Origin of the sequence: Ensifer sp. B1-9, assembly GCF_050474445.1 — a bacterium.
GTDB lineage: Bacteria > Pseudomonadota > Alphaproteobacteria > Rhizobiales > Rhizobiaceae > Ensifer.
The window spans coordinates 1-16,843 of sequence record NZ_JBCHVG010000016.1 but is presented as its reverse complement, the minus strand read 5'-3'; the positions used below and the strand labels follow the sequence as shown (position 1 = coordinate 16,843).

Here is a 16,843-nt window from a genome sequence, read left to right as displayed (position 1 = left end):
TGCGGAGCCCCGTGGCGCGTTCTCGCAAGGCATCGGGGCTCTATGCACGCACAGGAAACACAGAGGCCAACGCCATGGTCAGCCGGCAGCCAGGAAAGCTAATTGAGGGGCTTTCTCCCATTGCACGGAGAAAGCTCTCCGACGAGGTATTTGACAAGCTGAAGCACCTGATCGAAGTCGGAGAACTCAAGCCAGGGGACGAAGTTCCATCAGAGCGAATGCTCATGGAGTCGCTTCATGTTGGCCGTCCGGCCATCCGAGAGGCGATGCAAGCTTTGGCTTCGCGAGGGCTTATCGAAATTTCGCAGGGAGAGCGTTCCAAGGTCGTTCCATTGACCGCAAAATCTCTCATCCAACAGGTCGATATGGCAGCCAAGATGCTTCTGGCAGGTTCGCCGAGTAGTTTGGAGGACCTTAAAGCGGCCCGTCTCCTTTTCGAGCGGGGTGTGGTGCGAGAGGCGGCGCTGAAAGCAAATTCCTTCGACATCGAACAGCTCAAGGTAGCGATTCAGAACCAAAAGAAGTCTTTGGGGCAACCCGACGCGTTCATTGCCGCGGATATGGCATTTCACACGCAGATCGCAAGGATCACGCGCAACTCTGTCTTTTGCGCAGTGAGTGAGGCAATGCTCAATTGGTTGCAGGCGTTCCACATCGAACTGCTGCGTCGATCGGGCAAGGAAGGCGTCACCCTGTCCGAACACGAGGACATCCTGGAAGCCATTAGGTCGGGTAATGCCGATCTAGCCGAGGCTGCGCTCGTCCGGCATCTCGAGCGCTCGCGCGATCTCTACGTCGCGAGGCCGGATGCGCCGATTTGATCGACCAACGACTGGGCCTTGGTCATTTCTCGTCCTGCATCGATGCGATGGTGAGCTCGACGCCGGCTTGTTCGATCTCGCGGATGAGTGAGACTTCTGGTGCGCTGTCGGTGATCACCTCATCGAAGTCGGAAAGGGGCGCCAGCACATGCAACGCCCTATGGCCGATGCGCTGGTGATTGACCAGCAGACATTTTACGACCGACGACGCCATCATCGCGCGCTTCGCACGAACGACGTTGTCATCCATATGATACGCGAGCATTCCACTCACCGCAGGTGTCGAGATGAAGGCGATATCGGCGGTCAGACGCGACAACGCCTCTTCTGTGACCACCCCAAGGTAAGCATTGAACTTCGCGGAGTAGGTGCCGCCGAGTGCGATAAGTGTGATCCCACTTTCACTCTTCAGCCGCTCCATGACGGCGGCATTGTTGGTAATTAAGGTCAATGGCCGCTTCTGTAGCAGCATCTCGCCGAGTACAGCGGCCATCGAGCCGTCATTGACCATAACCGTCATTCCCGGCTCGACGAGGCGCAGTGCGCATTGCGCCATCGCGGTCTTGGCGTCGCTCCCCTGCCGCTCGCGGATGCGGAAGTCACTTTCGAATTGCGTTCCGGCGTCGATCGTGGCCCCGCCGCGGACCTTCCTAAGGACGCCAGCCTGTTCCAGGTCGTCCAGATCGCGGTGGATGGTCATTTTCGACACCGCGAAATGACTGGCCAGATCGTCAAGGTCGACCGTCTTGTTTTCGACCAGCATGTCGACGATCTGCTGCCTTCGCTCGTCCCGCTTCAATTTACTCCGCGCTCCAAACCGCCGTCACTGACCTAGACGGAACCTGCCCTATAGCGTTTTGCCATTTCCGCAAGGGGAATTTCCGCAATCTTGCCAGCGCGTCCAGCTGACCCGAATGCCTCAAATCGCTCACGACATAGCTTGGAGAGAGCCGTCATTGCTGGCTTCAAATACTTCCGCGGATCAAATTCAGCTGGGTCCTCGAATAGGACCTTCCTGACCTGAGCCGTCATGGCCATGCGGCAGTCAGTATCAATGTTGATCTTTCGTACTCCATGACGGATGCCTCGTTGAATTTCCTCGAGCGGCACTCCCCACGTCGGCTTCATCTGCCCCCCGAAACGATTGATGATGTCCTGCAGCTCCTCCGGAACGCTGGATGAGCCGTGCATGACGAGATGCGTGTTCGGCAGTTTCCGATGGATCGCCTCGATGACATCCATTGCCAGAACCTCGCCATCCGGACGGCGGGAGAACTTGTACGCACCGTGGCTCGTCCCCATCGCAACGGCAAGGGCATCCACCTTTGTCTCCCTCACGAACTTCGCAGCCTCGTCAGGATCGGTCAGAAGCTGATGGCGTTCCAGCTTGCCTTCCGCTCCATGTCCGTCTTCTGCTTCGCCCATTCCAGTTTCAAGTGAACCAAGGACGCCAAGTTCACCTTCAACAGAGACGCCGGACCAGTGAGCCATCTCACTAACGGCTTTGGTGACGTTGACATTGTAGTCCCAATCCGCCGGCGTCTTGCCGTCGGCCAGGATAGATCCGTCCATCATGACCGAGGTGAAGCCGTTCTGGATCGCGGTTGCACACGTGCTAGGTTCGTTTCCGTGATCGAGATGAACGCAAACAGGGATGCTCGGGTACATCTCGGTCACCGCGTCCATCATGTGCCGCAACATGATGTCGTTGACATAGGCTCGCGCACCGCGGCTTGCCTGGAGGATAACCGGTGAGTCTGTGGCCTCGGCCGCCTCCATGATGGCAAGAGCCTGTTCCATGTTGTTTATGTTGAACGCCGGAACGCCATATCCGTACTCCGCTGCATCATCCAGCAGCTGGCGAAGCGTAATCTTGGCCATGATGTCTCGCTCAGTGATTTGAGTTGAAATTGAGGTAGTTGGCAATCGTGTCGACTTCGCTCGCCGAGCCGAAGACGAGAGGCGTACGGCAGTGGTTTTCTGCCGGAACCTTATCGAGGATCGGTACGCCGCCGTCCGTCGCCTTCCCTCCCGCCTGCTCCATGAGGAAGGCGATGGGATTTGCCTCGTACTGAAGGCGAAGCCTGCCGTTCTGATAACCGGGTCGTTTGTCGGCCGCATAGAAGAAGACGCCGCCCTTCAATAGAATGCGGTGTACATCGCCGACTGCCGAACCGAGCCAGCGCATGTTGAAGTCTCGGGCGCGCGGTCCGTCCTGGCCAGCCAGGCAATCCGAAACGTAGCGGCCCATTTCCGGCTGAAGGTGGCGCTGTACGGAAGCGTTGAAGGCGAGTTCGGACGTATTTTGCGCTACCTGCACTTCACGACGCACGATGAGGAATTCCCCCGTCTGAGGGTGCATCGTAGCGAGCAGAACACCGTTGCCGACAGTAAGGCCGAGATCGACCGTATTGCCGAACAACACGTAACCTGCCGCAATTTGCGTCCTGCCCGGCATGAGGAACGGATCTTGATCCTCGCCAAACGGGATGATCGAGAAGATCGTGCCGACGGGCGCGCCGAGCCCAACGTTTCCCGAACCGTCGATCGGATCGATTGCAACGCCCAGGCCGGAATTCCTGAAGACTATCACCTCGTCGGCTTCTTCTGAGAGAATTCGCGCGGCCCCCGCCCGTTCGAGCAACTCGACGAAGAGTTCATGCGAAGCGACATCGATGGCCTTCTGCGCATCTCCGTCCGTATTCGAGCCTACCAGCCGCGTCGGATCTCCCTCCAAGGAACCAGTCGCGATGCGGCCCGCCAAGACGCATGCCGCATCGAGAATCCCGTGGATCAGCGATGAAACGGCTTCGCGTGAAGCGTCACCGCAGGCCCAATCAGAAAGGTACTGATCTACCGTACGCGATTGGCGGACGGACTCTTCGCTCAAGGTGGGGGCCGCCGAATTCACTCCGCGCCTCCCACCTTGGCAATTGCCCGAGCGACAATGGCGTCCTCTGTGATCCCGAACATCGCGTAGAGGGTTTCGGCAGGTGCAGACGCCCCGAAGCCCGACATACCGATGACGTCGTCCTCGCTGTCGACGTACTTCGTCCATCCGAATTTCGACAGAGCTTCTACAGCGATACGCGGCGCCTTACCCAGGACCCCGTCGCGGTAGGTCTTCGGTTGCTTGTCGAAAAGATCCCAGCTCGGCATCGATACCACCGCAGTCGGCACGTTCTGGGCTTCCAACGCCTGGGCTGCCTTAACCGCGAGAGAAACTTCAGTTCCTGTTGCTATCAGCGTGATCGCGCGCTCGCCACTGGCTTCCCTGAGCACATAGGCTCCCTGAGCGCTGAGATTTGTTGCGTCGCGGTCAGTGCGCAGTTGCGGCACGTTCTGGCGCGAAAGTGCCAAGACGGAGGGTGTTCTGTCGCTGCGGAGTGCCAAGTCCCAACATTCGAGCGTTTCGATAGTGTCTGCGGGGCGAAACACATGCAGGTTGGGCATCGCCCGGAGGCTCGCGAGATGCTCGACCGGCTGATGTGTCGGCCCATCTTCGCCAAGGCCGATGGAATCGTGCGTCAGGACGAAAATAGATCGCGCACCCATGAGAGCCGCAACACGAATTGCGTTTCGACAGTAGTCCGAAAAAACAAGGAACGTGCCGCCATAGGGGATGAACCCACCATGCACCGCGATACCGTTTATCGCCGCAGCCATCGCGAATTCGCGGACGCCGTAGCTCACGTACCGTCCACTCTCGGTAGGCGTAAAATCGGTGTCTACCGCCGGGACACGTGTGAGGTTGGAGTGGGTCAGGTCCGCGGAGCCGCCGATCATTTCGGGGAGCAGCTTTGTCAGTGCCTCCAGCGCTATCTGGCTCGCCTTGCGGGTTGCCACCGCCTGGGGCGTGTCAAGAAGTCGCGCCTTCGCGTCTTGTATTGCAGAGGAGTACTCGGAAGGAAGGGTGCCAGCTGCTCGACGCTCGAATTCGATTCTTGTTTCACTTTCGGTGCCACGCAAACGAGCTTGCCACATTTCGCGTGCGCCGGCGCCCCGGGCTCCAATCTCTCGCCAACGCCTGAGGATCGGTTCGGGAATTTCAAAAGGAGCAGACGTCCATCCGTAAACGGCCTTTGTCGCAGCTGCCTCGTTGGCTCCAAGCGGCGCACCGTGTGAAGAACTTTTTCCGGCCTTCCCGGGAGAGCCGTAGCCAATCACAGTCTTCAAGGCGATGAGTGACGGTCGGCCTGTCTCAGCCTTGGCCCCTAAAATGGCGTGATCGATCGCCGCGGCGGAGTGGCCGTCAATACGCTGCGTGTGCCACCCGTAGGCTTCGAACCGACCCAGGACGTCTTCAGAGAAGGCGATATCTGTGGAACCGTCAATCGTTATAGCGTTGTCGTCATACAGGACAATCAGCTTGCCTAGTTGGAGGTGGCCCGCAAGCGAGCCTGCTTCCTGACCTACTCCTTCCATTAGGCACCCGTCACCGCAAAATACGTACGTATGGTGGTCGACAAGTGCGGAGCCGAATTCTTCGGCGAGGCGGCGCTCCGCAATCGCCATGCCCACAGCTGAAGCAATACCCTGCCCAAGCGGGCCCGTAGTGGTCTCGACGCCTGCTGTATGGCCGTATTCAGGGTGACCCGGGGTCTTCGATCCCCATTGGCGAAAGTTGCGTATCTCCTCGATGGGCATGTCTTCGTAGCCCGTCAGATAAAGCAGGCTGTAGAGGAGCATCGATCCATGTCCGTTCGACAGCACGAACCGATCGCGATCGGGCCATGTAGGTTTGCTCGCGTCGAATTTCAGGTGCTTGGAGAACAGAACAGCCGCGGCGTCAGCCATCCCCATCGGCATACCTGGGTGGCCGGAATTGGCCGTTTCTACCGCGTCAATTGATAGGACTCGAATGGCGGTCGCGAGATCGCGATCGGAGACTTCTGTCATGTGACCCTCCTTCATGAGTGGAGGCGAATATGATCTATCAGACGCAAAATCACAATATGTAATCACAAAATCACATAGCTTATGTGATTTTGATAGCTTTGATCACACACCGCTAGATTTTACGTGACTTACAGGCGCGCTATCTGTTATTAAGATCATACATCATACCATTGGAGAGAGCGAATGGAATATGTGCGCTTGGGAGCGACTGGACTGAAAGTCTCACGGCTGGCACTCGGCTGCATGAGTTTCGGCGAACCGGATCGCGGTAATCATCAATGGACGCTAACTGAAGCAGAAGCGCGTCCGCTGTTTCGAAAGGCTCTGGACGCAGGCATCAATTTCCTTGACACAGCCAACGTTTACTCAGACGGAACCAGCGAGGAAATTGTCGGAAAGCTCATCAAGGAACATGGCCGCCGCGATGAAGTTGTGCTGGCTACCAAAGTCTTTGGAAGGATGAACACGAGCCCGAACGGAGCAGGCTTGTCTCGCAAGGCCATCCTTTCCGAAGTGGACAACAGTCTACGGCGCCTGGGAACGGACTATATCGACCTCTACCAGACCCACTTCTGGGATAACGACACACCGGTGGAGGAAACGCTCGAAGCGCTGAACGACGTCGTGCGGGCTGGGAAAGTTCGCTACATCGGGGCGAGCAATATGTACGCTTGGCAATTCGCGACAGCTATCCAGATGTCGAAGCGCAAGGGCTGGGCCGCATTCGCCTCAATGCAGCTACATCTCAACCTCATCTATCGCGAGGAAGAGCGTGAGATGCTGCCACTTTGCCGCGCCGAAGGTATCGGCGTCATGACATTCAGCCCGTTGGCGCGCGGCATCCTGACGAAAGACAGCGGCACCCAATCCAAGCGAGCCGAGACAGATAACGTGACCGGACGTTTTTACAAGAAGGCGGCAGTTGCAGACCAAACGGTCGTAGACGAGGTGGCCAAGATTGCGCGCGAACGCAATCTGCCCCGCGCGCAAGTGGCGCTGGCTTGGGTCCTGCAAAAGCCGGGAGTCACCTGCCCCATTATCGGAGCGACCAAATCAAGTCATCTGGAAGACGCCGTGGGCGCGCTCGCCGTCAAACTTACAGATGCAGAGATTAATCGTCTCGAAGCGCCTTATGTCCCACACGAAGTCGTGGGTCTTATGTGAGTGCCGCAGCCGAGTACCAACCGCTACATCTGGAACGCCCCCTCGCTTGGGGCGTTTCGGACAGTCCTAGCCTGTCGAACTAAAGCCTCCCAAGCACGGCCTCGTCGGGGCTAAGACCTCGCGGAGCTGCCGCCCTGCTAAGGCGATCGTTAATGGCCAGCCCAAGCCCGCTTATGGGGATCGGGACAATGGCGATTTCGGAAACGCCCACCTCGTCTGCTAGCTTCAATGCCGCGTAGAGAGCCGCAGCAACCTCTGCCAGGTCACCCCTGGGGCTCAGATTGAAGACATGAGGGCAATCGGCCTCACCTGGTACAGTATCGCTGCCGAATTTTATCAAAGCTTCGCCGCGCCTCACTTCCGTCGCTTCGAGACGTACCGTCGCCCGCGGAGCATAGTGCGATTTCAACATTCCCGGCGCTAACAAGCGCCCCTCGAATGTCCGAGCCGAGATCGGGACATTTGCGACGGGCTGCAAAGTTTCGATTGGAAGGCCGCCCGGCCGAAGCAGCTCAACACCGCCATCTTTGACCATGAGGATCGTCGATTCCACGCCGATCTCTGTCGGCCCCCCATCCAGAATAAGGGGAACTTCGTCACCAAAATCATCTCTCACATGGGCTGCTGCCGTCGCGCTGACTTTACCGGAGATGTTCGCGCTGGGCGCAGCAAGAGGGCGACCAAAAGAGCGGATAAGTTCGTTGCTGAACCCGGCGGGTATCCGGATAGCGACCGTCTCTAATCCCGCCGTCGTCCTGGAGGGCAGTCTGTGCTCGGGGTTCGACTTGAGCACCAACGTCATCGGACCCGGCCAGAAGGCCTTGGCAAGGCGCAGGCTGACGGGATCCAAGATGGCATACTCAGACACCATATCCAAATCAGAGCAGTGGCAAATCAGAGGGTTAAAGCTCGGCCGTCGCTTGACTTCGAAGATCCGTACAACGGCCCTTTCGTTCGTCGCATCCGCCGCGAGGCCGTAGACAGTCTCTGTCGGGATCGCGATTACCTCTCCCCTTTCAAGCGCCTGCGCGGCTAACCGGATCGCTTGGATTTCGTTCGCAGCGACGTCCATAATCATCAAAAGAGCCCTCAATTTTCCACGCATCAAATACCGCTGAAAAAACCGCTTGTCAAAATAGGTATGACCTTATACCTTTCATTAAAGACCAATTGAGGAGTTGGTCGATGGGAGGTCTTATGAAAACCGCGAGTGTCAACATTGACGCGCCTGCCAGCCCTTTGCTGCTCGAGGCCGACGGGGTCGCCAAGGCGTTCCACGGTGTGCCCGCCTTGCGCCAGGGTCACTTGAAATTGCGACCGGGTACCGTCCACGCTCTGTGTGGCGGCAATGGCGCTGGCAAGTCGACGTTCCTGAACATCGTCATGGGTCTTCTGCGCAGAGACGAGGGTTCAATCAGGATCAAGGGCGAAGAAGTCGATTTCCGATCGGCGAGCGAAGCCCTCGATCACGGGATCGCAATCATCACGCAGGAACTCTCGCCTGTCCTTGAGATGACTGTGGCCGAGAACATCTATCTCGGGCGAGAGCCCAAGCGCTTCGGAGCATTCATAGATTTTTCCGCACTGGAAGCTCAAGCGCAGACGTTGCTGGACGACATCGGCTTTCCGATTCGCGCCGGCGCTCGGATGTCCAGCCTCAGCCTCGCCGAAACTCAACTGGTTGAGATTGCGAAGGCGCTGAGCTTTGACGCCGACATCGTCATTATGGATGAGCCGACGTCGGCGATCGGCGAACACGAGGCCCACATCTTATTTGGTGCCATAGATAGGCTGAAGCGCCGCGGCTCTGGGATCATCTATGTGTCTCACAAGCTATCGGAGATCTTCGAGATCGCGGACGAATACACGGTGTTCCGTGACGGCAACTACATAGTCAGCGGCCCCATGACGGACATCACGCGAAAGGAACTCGTCACCCACATCGTCGGACGCGAGGTTAAAGTCGTCGAGAAGGAGCGCCCGAATGCGGGCGCGCCGATATTGCTCGAGGTAAAGAACCTATCTCGCGACAATGAATTCAAGGATATCTCGATTTCTGTAGCAGCCGGAGAGGTCTTCGGCATCTACGGCCTCCTCGGCTCCGGGCGTACCGAGTTCCTGGAGGCGGTTTACGGGATGGAAGAGCCGACTTCCGGTGAGGTGGTATTGGCCGGCAAGCGGGTCCCCAAGGGTAAGCCGCGCGAGTCCATACGGATGGGCATGGCGATGGTCTCGGAGGACCGCAAAGACAGTGGCCTCGTGCTGTCGTCTTCGATCGCACACAACATCACACTATCGGCCCTTTCGCTGATGGCAGTGAGCGGCTTTGTCAAGCAGCAGAAAGAACGCGAGATCGTAGATGAGATGATCCGATCCCAACGGATTAAGGCCAGCTCATCCGATCTCTCTGTCGAAAGTCTCAGTGGTGGAAACCAGCAAAAGGTTGTCTTCGCCCGCTGCCTGACGACGAACCCTCGCCTGTTAATCTGTGACGAGCCGACACGTGGCATCGACGAAGGGTCTAAGCAGGAAATCTACGCGTTCCTTCGTGATTTTGCCGCGAAAGGCCACGGCGTCCTTGTTGTGTCATCCGAAGCTCCGGAAATCCTGCAGGTCAGTGATCGCATCGCGATTTTCAAAGCCGGCACCTTAATGGACGTAATCGACGGACACGGAGCTACACAACAAACAATCATGGAGCTTGCCAGCTGAGGAGCCTGCGCTCCCCGACCTTCAGGTTTCGCAAACAGCAGTGTCACCGGCCTCAACCGGGAATTCGGGACGAACTAAAATGAATGCTAACATCACCAAGCTCGCCACCGGCACGCCTTCGGAACGGCGGAAAGCCGAGATCACCAAGGACTTCATAAAGTCGTTCAGCATCATCCTGGTGTTTCTCGGGATCTGCATACTCTTCACATCGCTAAACCAATACTTCCTGACATGGAATAACTGGCTAAACCTACTGCGGCAGTCGAGCATCAACGGCATCCTCGCCATCGGCGTCACATTCGTAATCCTTACCAAGGGCATCGATCTGTCCGTCGGTTCAGTCATGGCCTTGGCGGGCATGGTGGCGGCCAATCTCGTCACAACCGGCAACGAGAACCCATTAATCTTTGCCATCCTCGCTGCACTCGGAACTGGTGCAATCCTGGGCCTTATCAACGGCGGGCTCATTGCACGCATCAACGTGCCGCCCTTCGTCGCGACTCTCGGGATGCTGAGCATGGCCCGAGGAGTTACGCTCATCTATTCAGACGGGCGCCCGATCGCCAATCTTTCTGCTTCGTTGCGCTGGATTGGAAGCGGCAACGTGCTAGGGCTTCCTGTCCCCGTCCTGGTGTTTTTCGCCGTCTTCATCATCGGGTGGGTCACCCTCTCCCGTACGACATTCGGGCGTTACATCTACGCGGTGGGCGGCAACGAGAAGGCTGCGCGTACGAGCGGTATTTCGACACGCACTGTCATTGCCTCCACCTATGTCATTTCCGGCCTACTTGCGGGACTTGGGGGTCTGGTTCTTACGGCACGCACCACAGCGGCATTGCCGCAAGCCGGTATCGGCTATGAACTCGACGCTATTGCCGCGGTCGTCATCGGTGGAACGAGTTTATCTGGCGGACGCGGCTCGCTCGTTGGAACACTTTTCGGCGCGCTGATCATCGGCACCATCAACAACGGCATGGATCTGATGGGCGTCTCTTCCTATTACCAGCAACTATTGAAAGGAGCCATCATCGTACTAGCCGTAATTGCCGATCAGATTCGGAAATAACAACGAAATAGGGATAACAAAGTGGAGGAGAATACTATGAAACGACGTACATTTATTGCAACGATTGCAGCTTCTACGGTTTTGCTCAGCGCCAGCCTTGCAGCCGCTCAGGACAAAATCCGAATCGCTGCGCTCTCGTTCGGCGAGTCCGGCGAATACATGAAAGCCTGGTCAACGGAGATCCAGAATCACCCGGCGGTCAAAGAAGGCAAGGTCGAGATCACTGTGTTCGACGGCAAGTACGATCCATTGGTGCAATCCAACCAGATCGATACCGCAGTGACGCAACAGTTCAACGCCATCATCATGGCGCCGTTCGATCTTGAAGCATCTGCGCCCGCAATCGACAAAGCGGCTGAAGCCAAGATTCCGGTGATTGTTTCGGCGCTGAAGACCGCATCGCAGAACTACACCGCTTCGATCATCGTCGACGACCGCGAGGGTGGCAGGATCATCGCCGAAGAGATGGCCAAGCGCCTGCCGAACGGGGGCAACCTGGTGCTCATGGAAGGTCCGATCGGCCAGTCAGCTCAGATCGAACGCCGCGCCGGCGTTGACGCCGGACTTGCAACGCATTCGAACCTCAAACTGCTGGTAGACAAGAGTGGCAACTGGAGCCGCGCCGAAGGCCAGGCCCTCATGGAAAACTGGCTTTCCGCCTATCCGAACCAGATCAACGGCATTCTTGCCGAGAATGACGAGATGGCGCTTGGCGCAATCGAGGCGATGAAGGCTGCCAACGTAGACCTCAGCAAGGTGCCGGTTATCGCTATCGACGGTATCCCGGACGCGATGCGCGCCGTGGAGAGCGGCGAGATGGCAGTCACGCTTTACAAGTATGCCCGGGCGGAGGGTCAAGGCGCAGTAGATTTGGCATTACGCCAAATAATCGGACCGGAATACAAGCCTCAGTCGGACGTCTGGATGGAACTGATGGAGTGGAAGGACGGAACTCAAAAGGACTACACGGTTCCGTGGCTCGTCTTGGATAAGGACAACGTGAAAACATACAAGTGATTATTATCGGCGAGCCCGACCTGCCGGGCTCGCCACTATTTTGATCAAGGTGACAAAATGACTGTGCTAGAGAAGAGAAAAATCGGAAATACCGGTGTCGAGCTGACTTCACTGGGCCTCGGGACGTCGCCGTTGGGTGGGTGCGGGGTGAGCGTCCCGTTTGCTGATTTCGAAGCTGTAATCCTCAAAGCTTACGAGCTCGGGGTGCGGTATTTCGACACTGCGCCCCTCTATGGACTTGGAAAGTCCGAGCACAGTCTGGGGCATGTGCTTCGCGTGAATGGGCTTCTCAAGGACGTTGTGATCAGCACCAAAGCTGGCCGCATCCTTAAACCTGCGAGTCGCTCTAAACGAGCCGAAAGTCTTTATGGCATCGATTGGATCGAGCCGCTTCCGTATGTCGACGAATATGACTATTCATACGAGGGTATCATGCGATCTTTCGAGGACAGTCAGCAGCGCATGGGCGTGGATGGCATCGACATCCTCTACCTGCATGATGTGAGTGGCGTTTGGCACCGCGACAGCTACGATCGCTACCTCTCGCAGCTTCGCGAAAGCGGCTATCGCGCATGCGACGAATTGCGCAGCAGCGGAGCGGTCAAGGCGATCGGTCTCGGCGTGAACGAAACCGCCTCCGTGCTTCAGGTCGCAGCGGAATTCAATCTCGACTGCTCCTTGGTCGCTGGCCGCTACACACTGCTCAACCATCAGCCGCTTGAGGATTTTTTCCCCGAAGCCCAGCGCCGTGGGATCGCGATCATTGCCGGCGGAGTTTACAACTCCGGTATCCTCGCTGAAGGAAGCAAAGGCGCGGCGGCGGTGAGAACCTATGATTATCAATTGGCGAGCCCCGAGATCCTAAGGCGAGTAGAGGCTCTTGAGATCGTCTGCTCGGAGTTCGATATTTCGCTAGCCACCGCTGCTACGCAGTTTGTGTACTCGCATCCAGCTGTAACGGCGGTTGTTCAGGGTGCCCTCAGCACTCGCCACGTCGAGGCAAACGTCGCAGCAATCTCTGCGAAGGTTCCATCTGAATTCTGGTCCGAACTAAAGGCGAGAGGCCTCATTCCGAACGCCGCGCCGATCATCGATCTGGCCGCATGACTGTAGCGCCAATTATTAGGGGAGTAAGAAATGCCGGAGCTTGAACTTCGTCCACTTGGCAGTTCCAACGTGCACGTGACGTCATTGGGATTAGGAACGGTACCGCTGTCCGGTTTCAACGCGGCCGTCTCGTACGCCGAATTCGAGGCTACGATCCTGGCGGGGTACGAGTCCGGGATACGTTACTTCGATTGTGCCCCAATGTATGGCTTTGGGAAGTCCGAGCACTTTCTCGGACACGCACTCCGAGTGAATGATCTGCGAAAAGATGTCGTCATCAGCACGAAAGTCGGCCGCGTCCTAAAACCCGCAAGCCGCACTGCAAAGCTTGAGACCGTCTACGGGATCGAATGGATAGATCCCCTACCCTTCCTGGACACCTACGACTATAGCTACGACGGGATCATGAGATCCTTTGAGGATAGTCAGCATCGTCTCGGTCTCGACCATATAGACGTGCTGCTTGTTCACGACGTGGGTCGGGCGTGGCACGGCGATCAAAGCGAATTCTATTGGAACCAGTTGCGTGCCTCTGGATATAGGGCGCTCGATGAGCTGCGTTCGAACAAATGTGTTTCGGCCATCGGTCTCGGGGTCAACGAGACAGAGTCGGTGATCGGCGTCTCGAGGGAGTTTTCAATTGACTGCGCATTAGTTGCAGGACGTTACACGCTACTCAATCACGAGCCCCTGAACTCAGCCTTCGACGAACTGCTGGCGCGCAATGTTTCGATTATCGCCGGCGGGATTTTCAACTCGGGAATCCTGGCTACTGGAACTGGTGGTTCGATCGCGACCTACGACTACGGCAAGGTCCCAAGCGCCGTCCTCGATCGCGTCAGGGAAATCGAGGCAGTTTGCAGAGAATTCAAGGTCAGTCTTCCTGCCGCAGCGATGCAGTTCGTTTACGCTCACCCGGCCGTGGCCACGCTGGTCATGGGGGCAAAGGGCAGTAAGGAAGTCATGCAGAACGTTGCGTCGATCAACGAAGCAATCCCGCCCGGATTTTGGAGCGCACTGACGACTGCCGGCCTCCTGCCTGCCACCGCGCCGCTTCCGGCAGCCGCCTGATGTACGGCGGAGCGGTGCAAAATCGATCGCTATTCGCTTGCAGCGAGGAACCGAGTGCGATCGAACGTCAAGAGCAGTGGGACGATCTTTCGGTATTGGTTCGCGCCTATGGCGAGATCGTAGCCTTGTTGTCGTTCATCCATCTTGGCGCCGCGCGGGGCCTTGAGGTGCACTCCGCTTTACTCAACGAGCGTGCGACGCAGCTTCTGGGCACCGTGCGGGAAAGGGAAGCTGCTTTGAAGCCGCTAATGGCAACCGAGCATACCCGGCGACATTTAAGACGGGTCCGCACAGAACTTGAGCGGCTCAAGCTCGCCCGGGTTGGTAATGTCGTTCATGGGCGAGCGATGCACGTACTGTCCATAGCCTTGACGGAATTGAAAGCCGCTTCAGCCGTTTTGGGTACTACGATGTTCGACACAACTGGCTGCTGCGCTAGAGGAGCTTTTGCCAACATGGAGAAGTGGGATGGGAACACATTCCGTTTGGGTACTTGAGTACGCGCGTAGCCCGGTCCATCCGGTCAGCGGCGTCCTGTATGGCGCACACAACAAAGGTACGATGAACCTTCCGTTCGCTTATATCTTGATAAAGACAGCCGGTGCGGTCGCACTGGTGGACGTAGGCCATGATGCAAACGATTTTGGAGGAGAAATCGCAAATTCAATCGGGGTCACCGGTTGGACACCGCCAGAGGTGGTGCTGTCGGAGTGCGGTGTTCGCCCTGAGGACGTCACCCAAATTTTCCTCACGCATGCGCACTTCGATCACATAGGGGGCCTCAAATTCTTTCCTAACGCGACGATCTATCTTCAAAAGAAGGAGTTGGAGTCCTGGATGTGGATTCTCGCAAAGGGTCCTCGGTTCCGATCGCTGCAAGCAGGTCTAAACCCCGCGGACATCCTGTACCTCACCCAGGCGAACATCGAAGGTCGTCTCGAACTCGTTGATGGTGACCGGGAAAACGCTCTCCCCGGCATCCACCTGTATCCTGCGCACGATACGCATACGGCGGGATCGCAGTATGTGGTCGTTGATCGAGGCGGCGCTGATAAGTTGGTCCTATCGGGGGACGTCATCTATACCTACCAAAATCTGACAGGTGATGACCCATCGAATCCGTGCTTCGTGCCACCGGGTCTCGCCAATGGCAGCCAAACGAAGCTGATTGAGGCAGCGGACGAAATGCTGGCCATCGTGGGGAATGACGAGCGACGGATTATACCCGTCCACGAAGAAAAGCTGGCCGAGCTATATCCGTCACGGGTGTCCGATCGTGGCCTGCAGATTATCGAAGTGTGTCTCGCCGAAAACGAAGTTTCCAGGGTGTGATGTTGATCTTGCGTAAGCGGTGTTTCTGAGATGAATGCACAAGACCACGTCATCATGACGTACCTGATCGAATGCGAAGGCGATCCACTTGCCTATGCCACCAAGATCGCCAGCGACCAATCAACCGGTACCTTTGTGGATCTTCCGGGCGAAACGCCGGAACTGAAGGCGCGGGTTGCGGCTCGCGTACTCGAAGTACGCGAAATTTCGCCAATCGCGCGCGCCTCGATCCCGCAGACGGCCGGTGGCGGACCATATCGCAGAGCGGAGGCCGACATCGCGTTTCCGATGGAAGCGATCGGCGACGACCTAGCCGCCTTGATGACCATAACCGTGGGCGGAGTCTTTTCGATCCGCGGATTCACCGGAATCCGGGTTCTGCGCATGCAGTTGCCCTATGGATTTGGGGCAGCCTACCCAGGTCCCCAATTCGGCATAAACGGAACGCGCCAGCTTACGGGGGTCGAGAACCGTCCCATAATCGGAACAATAATCAAGCCCGCGCTTGGGCTACGCCCGCAAGAGACTGCCGAAATGGTGAAGGAACTCATCGCTTCCGGCGTGGACTTCATTAAGGACGACGAAAAACTATGCGGTCCGCCCTATTCTTCGCTCGAAGACCGGGTGGCTGCGATCATGCCCTTAATCAAAGACCATGAGCAGCGGACCGGCAAGAAGGTGATGTACGCCTTCAACATCTCTCATGTCGATCCTGATGTTATGATGCGGAACCATGACGTGGTGGCCACGGCCGGCGGGAACGCAGCGGTGATCAATATCAATTCGATCGGCCAAGGCTCGTTTCTTTTCCTCAGAAAACGTTCCCGGTTGGCGCTGCATGCTCATCGGAATGGATGGGATATCCTCACACGCCACCCTGGACTGGGTATGAACTTTTCCGTCTATCAACAATACTGGCGCCTGCTCGGAGTCGACCAGTTTCAGATCAACGGCATTGGGTCCAAGTATTGGGAACCCGACGACTCGTTCATCCAGTCTTTCCACGATCTCGCTCTCCCGCTTCAAGCAGAAAAGCAAAGCCCGATGCCGGTGGTGTGCTCCGGTCAGTGGGGCGGTCAGGCACCGGAAACATATCGGCGTACGGGGCGGACACTCGATCTTCTATACCTCTGCGGTGGCGGCGTAGTCAGTCACCCGGGAGGCCCTGGCGCTGGCGTCAAGGCAGTCAGGCAAGCCTGGGAGGCAGCGCAAGAGGGCATTGAGCTCGATGTCTATGCGCGAAGCCATCCGGAATTGAAGCAGGCACTGGAGAAGTTCGGCCGCCCGTCGTAGGCATCCGCCAAAGACGGCAGGCGCGAGCATTGCAGGATACGTGAATGAAGAAAGAAGTAATGCGCCTTGTTTCGGTTGCTACCGCAATCCAGGCAACGGACATAAAGGCCGCTTTCTCTGCTGACCCCAACCGTTTCACGAAGTACAGCGTGCGATTCGGCGACATGCTGTTCGATTATTCGAAATGCGCCGTCAACGACAGGGTGCTCGACGGCCTCGAGGCGCTCGCCAAGGCCGCCAAGGTCGAGGAGAAGCGGGACGCCATGTTCCGCGGCGACATCATCAACATCACCGAAGAGCGCGCCGTGCTGCACACGGCGCTGCGCAACCGCGGCAACCGCCCGATCCTCGTCGACGGCAA

Annotated in this window: 15 protein-coding genes and 1 pseudogene; 11 read left to right on the top strand and 5 right to left on the bottom strand. The window is 57.3% G+C overall.

The window, feature by feature from the left end:
• The first annotated feature begins 74 nt into the window (after window positions 1–74).
• The gene (locus ACQ5BM_RS27100; RefSeq protein WP_429818014.1) at window positions 75–821 is read left to right on the top strand and encodes a transcriptional regulator NanR; all 747 of its coding nucleotides are present in this window, start codon (window positions 75–77) and stop codon (window positions 819–821) included.
• A 22-nt stretch (window positions 822–843) separates the two neighbouring features.
• Here ACQ5BM_RS27100 and ACQ5BM_RS27095 read toward each other — a convergent pair whose 3' ends face one another.
• The 4 genes from ACQ5BM_RS27095 to tkt are packed head-to-tail and all read right to left on the bottom strand — an operon-like array spanning window position 844 to window position 5,720.
• Window positions 844–1,620, bottom strand: a complete 777-nt coding sequence (locus ACQ5BM_RS27095) for a DeoR/GlpR family DNA-binding transcription regulator (RefSeq protein WP_429818012.1) — start codon at window positions 1,618–1,620, stop codon at window positions 844–846.
• Window positions 1,621–1,652: 32 nt separating this feature from the next.
• Complete coding sequence (gene fba, locus ACQ5BM_RS27090) at window positions 1,653–2,702, bottom strand: class II fructose-bisphosphate aldolase (protein WP_429818010.1); 1,050 nt, start codon at window positions 2,700–2,702, stop codon at window positions 1,653–1,655.
• A 10-nt stretch (window positions 2,703–2,712) separates the two neighbouring features.
• Window positions 2,713–3,732: a class 1 fructose-bisphosphatase gene (locus ACQ5BM_RS27085; RefSeq protein ID WP_429818008.1), complete on the bottom strand. Its 1,020-nt coding sequence runs from the start codon at window positions 3,730–3,732 to the stop codon at window positions 2,713–2,715.
• Window positions 3,729–5,720, bottom strand: a complete 1,992-nt coding sequence (tkt, locus tag ACQ5BM_RS27080; RefSeq protein ID WP_429818006.1) for a transketolase — start codon at window positions 5,718–5,720, stop codon at window positions 3,729–3,731. The genes ACQ5BM_RS27085 and tkt overlap by 4 nt, the downstream gene beginning before the upstream one ends.
• Before the next feature lie 183 nt (window positions 5,721–5,903).
• Between tkt and ACQ5BM_RS27075 the strand changes: the two genes are divergently transcribed.
• A complete protein-coding gene (locus ACQ5BM_RS27075; RefSeq protein WP_429818004.1) occupies window positions 5,904–6,884 on the top strand; it encodes an aldo/keto reductase in 981 nt (326 codons plus the stop codon).
• Between the two features lie 79 nt (window positions 6,885–6,963).
• On the opposite strand, the gene ACQ5BM_RS27070 is transcribed toward ACQ5BM_RS27075, so the two are convergent.
• Window positions 6,964–7,962 (bottom strand): L-threonylcarbamoyladenylate synthase, encoded by a 999-nt coding sequence (locus tag ACQ5BM_RS27070; RefSeq protein ID WP_429818002.1) that lies wholly within the window; start codon window positions 7,960–7,962, stop codon window positions 6,964–6,966.
• Between the two features lie 119 nt (window positions 7,963–8,081).
• Here ACQ5BM_RS27070 and ACQ5BM_RS27065 point away from each other — a divergent pair, with 119 nt between their 5' ends.
• The 9 genes and pseudogenes from ACQ5BM_RS27065 to ACQ5BM_RS27025 all read left to right on the top strand — a co-directional run.
• Window positions 8,082–9,596 carry a sugar ABC transporter ATP-binding protein gene (locus ACQ5BM_RS27065; RefSeq protein WP_429818000.1) on the top strand — a complete coding sequence of 505 codons (1,515 nt, stop codon included), beginning with the start codon at window positions 8,082–8,084 and terminating at the stop codon, window positions 9,594–9,596.
• A gap of 79 nt (window positions 9,597–9,675) precedes the next feature.
• The gene (locus ACQ5BM_RS27060) at window positions 9,676–10,662 is read left to right on the top strand and encodes an ABC transporter permease (RefSeq protein WP_429817998.1); all 987 of its coding nucleotides are present in this window, start codon (window positions 9,676–9,678) and stop codon (window positions 10,660–10,662) included.
• 36 nt (window positions 10,663–10,698) lie between these two features.
• Window positions 10,699–11,679: a substrate-binding domain-containing protein gene (locus ACQ5BM_RS27055; protein ID WP_429817996.1), complete on the top strand. Its 981-nt coding sequence runs from the start codon at window positions 10,699–10,701 to the stop codon at window positions 11,677–11,679.
• Window positions 11,680–11,736: 57 nt separating this feature from the next.
• Window positions 11,737–12,786, top strand: a complete 1,050-nt coding sequence (locus tag ACQ5BM_RS27050; RefSeq protein ID WP_429817994.1) for an aldo/keto reductase — start codon at window positions 11,737–11,739, stop codon at window positions 12,784–12,786.
• A gap of 30 nt (window positions 12,787–12,816) precedes the next feature.
• Window positions 12,817–13,857 (top strand): aldo/keto reductase, encoded by a 1,041-nt coding sequence (locus ACQ5BM_RS27045; protein WP_429817992.1) that lies wholly within the window; start codon window positions 12,817–12,819, stop codon window positions 13,855–13,857.
• Window positions 13,857–14,354: a hypothetical protein gene (locus tag ACQ5BM_RS27040; RefSeq protein ID WP_429817990.1), complete on the top strand. Its 498-nt coding sequence runs from the start codon at window positions 13,857–13,859 to the stop codon at window positions 14,352–14,354. The genes ACQ5BM_RS27045 and ACQ5BM_RS27040 overlap by 1 nt, the downstream gene beginning before the upstream one ends.
• A complete protein-coding gene (locus tag ACQ5BM_RS27035; protein ID WP_429817988.1) occupies window positions 14,326–15,189 on the top strand; it encodes an N-acyl homoserine lactonase family protein in 864 nt (287 codons plus the stop codon). Before ACQ5BM_RS27040 ends, ACQ5BM_RS27035 begins: the two co-directional genes overlap by 29 nt.
• Window positions 15,190–15,219: 30 nt before the next feature.
• A complete protein-coding gene (gene oiaX / locus ACQ5BM_RS27030) occupies window positions 15,220–16,482 on the top strand; it encodes a 3-oxo-isoapionate-4-phosphate decarboxylase OiaX (protein WP_429817986.1) in 1,263 nt (420 codons plus the stop codon).
• A gap of 44 nt (window positions 16,483–16,526) precedes the next feature.
• Window positions 16,527–16,843: pseudogene (locus tag ACQ5BM_RS27025) on the top strand (glucose-6-phosphate isomerase); the annotation flags it as partial.